The organism is Streptococcus vestibularis ATCC 49124, from assembly GCF_000188295.1.
Lineage (GTDB): Bacteria > Bacillota > Bacilli > Lactobacillales > Streptococcaceae > Streptococcus > Streptococcus vestibularis.
The window spans coordinates 1-5,048 of record NZ_GL831116.1 but is presented as its reverse complement, the minus strand read 5'-3'; the positions used below and the strand labels follow the sequence as shown (position 1 = coordinate 5,048).

General features: G+C 49.3%; 1 tRNA gene and 3 rRNA genes. All 4 read left to right on the top strand.

Features of this window, described 5'->3' with window-relative positions:
• Positions 1 to 128 precede the first annotated feature (128 nt).
• The 4 genes from HMPREF9425_RS08965 (at position 129) to rrf (ending at position 5,048) form a co-directional block, all read left to right on the top strand.
• A 16S ribosomal RNA gene (locus tag HMPREF9425_RS08965) occupies positions 129 to 1,676 on the top strand.
• 54 nt (positions 1,677 to 1,730) lie between these two features.
• Positions 1,731 to 1,803: transfer RNA gene (locus HMPREF9425_RS08960), tRNA-Ala, on the top strand.
• Positions 1,804 to 1,949: 146 nt separating this feature from the next.
• A 23S ribosomal RNA gene (locus HMPREF9425_RS08955) occupies positions 1,950 to 4,849 on the top strand.
• Positions 4,850 to 4,932: 83 nt separating this feature from the next.
• Positions 4,933 to 5,048 (top strand): 5S ribosomal RNA (rrf, locus tag HMPREF9425_RS08950).
• The 16S, 23S and 5S rRNA genes sit together here with 1 tRNA gene alongside, the layout of an rRNA operon.

Sequence of the window (5,048 nt, the reverse complement as noted above, 5' to 3'; positions counted from 1 at the left end):
AAAGACCTTTGAGAACTGAATAAGAAACCAAGTGCAGGGTTATGATAGAAGAATTATAACCTGTCAATTTACAAGAATAAATCGTCAGACGACGGTAATGAGTTAACGCTCGAACAATTATTAAAGATTTTAATGAGAGTTTGATCCTGGCTCAGGACGAACGCTGGCGGCGTGCCTAATACATGCAAGTAGAACGCTGAAGAGAGGAGCTTGCTCTTCTTGGATGAGTTGCGAACGGGTGAGTAACGCGTAGGTAACCTGCCTTGTAGCGGGGGATAACTATTGGAAACGATAGCTAATACCGCATAACAATAGGTGACACATGTCATTTATTTGAAAGGGGCAATTGCTCCACTACAAGATGGACCTGCGTTGTATTAGCTAGTAGGTGAGGTAACGGCTCACCTAGGCGACGATACATAGCCGACCTGAGAGGGTGATCGGCCACACTGGGACTGAGACACGGCCCAGACTCCTACGGGAGGCAGCAGTAGGGAATCTTCGGCAATGGGGGCAACCCTGACCGAGCAACGCCGCGTGAGTGAAGAAGGTTTTCGGATCGTAAAGCTCTGTTGTAAGTCAAGAACGAGTGTGAGAGTGGAAAGTTCACACTGTGACGGTAGCTTACCAGAAAGGGACGGCTAACTACGTGCCAGCAGCCGCGGTAATACGTAGGTCCCGAGCGTTGTCCGGATTTATTGGGCGTAAAGCGAGCGCAGGCGGTTTGATAAGTCTGAAGTTAAAGGCTGTGGCTCAACCATAGTTCGCTTTGGAAACTGTCAAACTTGAGTGCAGAAGGGGAGAGTGGAATTCCATGTGTAGCGGTGAAATGCGTAGATATATGGAGGAACACCGGTGGCGAAAGCGGCTCTCTGGTCTGTAACTGACGCTGAGGCTCGAAAGCGTGGGGAGCGAACAGGATTAGATACCCTGGTAGTCCACGCCGTAAACGATGAGTGCTAGGTGTTGGATCCTTTCCGGGATTCAGTGCCGCAGCTAACGCATTAAGCACTCCGCCTGGGGAGTACGACCGCAAGGTTGAAACTCAAAGGAATTGACGGGGGCCCGCACAAGCGGTGGAGCATGTGGTTTAATTCGAAGCAACGCGAAGAACCTTACCAGGTCTTGACATCCCGATGCTATTTCTAGAGATAGAAAGTTACTTCGGTACATCGGTGACAGGTGGTGCATGGTTGTCGTCAGCTCGTGTCGTGAGATGTTGGGTTAAGTCCCGCAACGAGCGCAACCCCTATTGTTAGTTGCCATCATTCAGTTGGGCACTCTAGCGAGACTGCCGGTAATAAACCGGAGGAAGGTGGGGATGACGTCAAATCATCATGCCCCTTATGACCTGGGCTACACACGTGCTACAATGGTTGGTACAACGAGTTGCGAGTCGGTGACGGCAAGCTAATCTCTTAAAGCCAATCTCAGTTCGGATTGTAGGCTGCAACTCGCCTACATGAAGTCGGAATCGCTAGTAATCGCGGATCAGCACGCCGCGGTGAATACGTTCCCGGGCCTTGTACACACCGCCCGTCACACCACGAGAGTTTGTAACACCCGAAGTCGGTGAGGTAACCTTTTGGAGCCAGCCGCCTAAGGTGGGATAGATGATTGGGGTGAAGTCGTAACAAGGTAGCCGTATCGGAAGGTGCGGCTGGATCACCTCCTTTCTAAGGAAAAACGGAATGTACTTGAGTTTCTTATTTAGTTTTGAGAGGTCTTGTGGGGCCTTAGCTCAGCTGGGAGAGCGCCTGCTTTGCACGCAGGAGGTCAGCGGTTCGATCCCGCTAGGCTCCATTGAATCGAAAGATTCAAGTATTGTCCATTGAAAATTGAATATCTATATCAAATTCCATATGTAAGTAATTACATATAGATAGTAACAAGAAAATAAACCGAAACGCTGTGAATATTTAATGAGTTAGGTCGAAAGGCCAAAATAAGGTTAAGTTAATAAGGGCGCACGGTGGATGCCTTGGCACTAGAAGCCGATGAAGGACGTGACTAACAACGAAATGCTTTGGGGAGCTGTAAGTGAGCAATGATCCAGAGATGTCCGAATGGGGGAACCCGGCAGGTAATGCCTGTCACTCATTACTGTTAAGGTAATGTAGAGGAAGACGCAGTGAACTGAAACATCTAAGTAGCTGCAGGAAGAGAAAGCAAAAGCGATTGCCTTAGTAGCGGCGAGCGAAACGGCAAGAGGGCAAACCGAAGAGTTTACTCTTCGGGGTTGTAGGACTGCAACGTGGACTTAAAGATTATAGAAGAACTACCTGGGAAGGTAGGCCAAAGAGAGTAATAGCCTCGTATTCGAAATAGTCTTTATACCTAGCAGTATCCTGAGTACGGCGAGACACGAGAAATCTCGTCGGAATCTGGGAGGACCATCTCCCAACCCTAAATACTCTCTAGTGACCGATAGTGAACCAGTACCGTGAGGGAAAGGTGAAAAGCACCCCGGGAGGGGAGTGAAATAGAACCTGAAACCGTGTGCCTACAACAAGTTCGAGCCCGTTAATGGGTGAGAGCGTGCCTTTTGTAGAATGAACCGGCGAGTTACGATATGATGCGAGGTTAAGTTGAAGAGACGGAGCCGTAGGGAAACCGAGTCTTAATAGGGCGCATTAGTATCATGTCGTAGACCCGAAACCATGTGACCTACCCATGAGCAGGTTGAAGGTGAGGTAAAACTCACTGGAGGACCGAACCAGGGCACGTTGAAAAGTGCTTGGATGACTTGTGGGTAGCGGAGAAATTCCAAACGAACTTGGAGATAGCTGGTTCTCTCCGAAATAGCTTTAGGGCTAGCGTCGATGTTAAGTCTCTTGGAGGTAGAGCACTGTTTGGGTGAGGGGTCCATCCCGGATTACCAATCTCAGATAAACTCCGAATGCCAATGAGATATAATCGGCAGTCAGACTGCGAGTGCTAAGATCCGTAGTCGAAAGGGAAACAGCCCAGACCACCAGCTAAGGTCCCAAAATATATGTTAAGTGGAAAAGGATGTGGGGTTGCACAGACAACTAGGATGTTAGCTTAGAAGCAGCTATTCATTCAAAGAGTGCGTAATAGCTCACTAGTCGAGTGACCCTGCGCCGAAAATGTACCGGGGCTAAAACATATTACCGAAGCTGTGGATACCTTTATAGGTATGGTAGGAGAGCGTTCTATGTGCGAAGAAGGTGTACCGTGAGGAGTGCTGGAGCGCATAGAAGTGAGAATGCCGGTATGAGTAGCGAAAGACAGGTGAGAATCCTGTCCACCGTAAGACTAAGGTTTCCAGGGGAAGGCTCGTCCGCCCTGGGTTAGTCGGGACCTAAGGAGAGACCGAAAGGTGTATCCGATGGACAACAGGTTGATATTCCTGTACTAGAGTATATAGTGATGGAGGGACGCAGTAGGCTAACTAAACCAGACGATTGGAAGTGTCTGGCCAAGCAGTGAGGTGTGATATGAGTCAAATGCTTATATCTCTAACATTGAGCTGTGATGGGGAGCGAAGTTTAGTAGCGAAGTTAGTGATGTCACACTGCCGAGAAAAGCTTCTAGCGTTAATTATACTCTACCCGTACCGCAAACCGACACAGGTAGTCGAGGCGAGTAGCCTCAGGTGAGCGAGAGAACTCTCGTTAAGGAACTCGGCAAAATGGCCCCGTAACTTCGGGAGAAGGGGCGCTGACTGATGGTCAGCCGCAGTGAATAGGCCCAAGCAACTGTTTATCAAAAACACAGCTCTCTGCTAAATCGTAAGATGATGTATAGGGGGTGACGCCTGCCCGGTGCTGGAAGGTTAAGAGGAGTGCTTAGCGTAAGCGAAGGTATGAATTGAAGCCCCAGTAAACGGCGGCCGTAACTATAACGGTCCTAAGGTAGCGAAATTCCTTGTCGGGTAAGTTCCGACCCGCACGAAAGGCGTAATGATTTGGGCACTGTCTCAACGAGAGACTCGGTGAAATTTTAGTACCTGTGAAGATGCAGGTTACCCGCGACAGGACGGAAAGACCCCATGGAGCTTTACTGCAGTTTGATATTGAGTATCTGTACCACATGTACAGGATAGGTAGGAGCCTATGACCTCGGGACGCCAGTTTCGAGTGAGGCGTTGTTGGGATACTACCCTTGTGTTATGGCTACTCTAACCCAGATAGGTTATCCCTATCGGAGACAGTGTCTGACGGGCAGTTTGACTGGGGCGGTCGCCTCCTAAAAGGTAACGGAGGCGCCCAAAGGTTCCCTCAGAATGGTTGGAAATCATTCGCAGAGTGTAAAGGTATAAGGGAGCTTGACTGCGAGAGCTACAACTCGAGCAGGGACGAAAGTCGGGCTTAGTGATCCGGTGGTTCCGTATGGAAGGGCCATCGCTCAACGGATAAAAGCTACCCTGGGGATAACAGGCTTATCTCCCCCAAGAGTTCACATCGACGGGGAGGTTTGGCACCTCGATGTCGGCTCGTCGCATCCTGGGGCTGTAGTCGGTCCCAAGGGTTGGGCTGTTCGCCCATTAAAGCGGCACGCGAGCTGGGTTCAGAACGTCGTGAGACAGTTCGGTCCCTATCCGTCGCGGGCGTAGGAAATTTGAGAGGATCTGCTCCTAGTACGAGAGGACCAGAGTGGACTTACCGCTGGTGTACCAGTTGTTCTGCCAAGAGCATCGCTGGGTAGCTATGTAGGGAAGGGATAAACGCTGAAAGCATCTAAGTGTGAAGCCCACCTCAAGATGAGATTTCCCATGATTTTATATCAGTAAGAGCCCTGAGAGATGATCAGGTTGATAGGTTAGAAGTGGAAGTGTGGTGACACATGTAGCGGACTAATACTAATAGCTCGAGGACTTATCCAAAGAAAGTAACTGAGACATATTGACAACGATTTGGTTTCTTGATACAGTATAGATATTCAATTTTGAGTTGAGAATACTCAGAGTTAAGTGACGATAGCCTAGGAGATACACCTGTTCCCATGCCGAACACAGAAGTTAAGCCCTAGTACGCCTGATGTAGTTGGGGGTTGCCCCCTGTTAGATACGGTAGTTGCTTAGC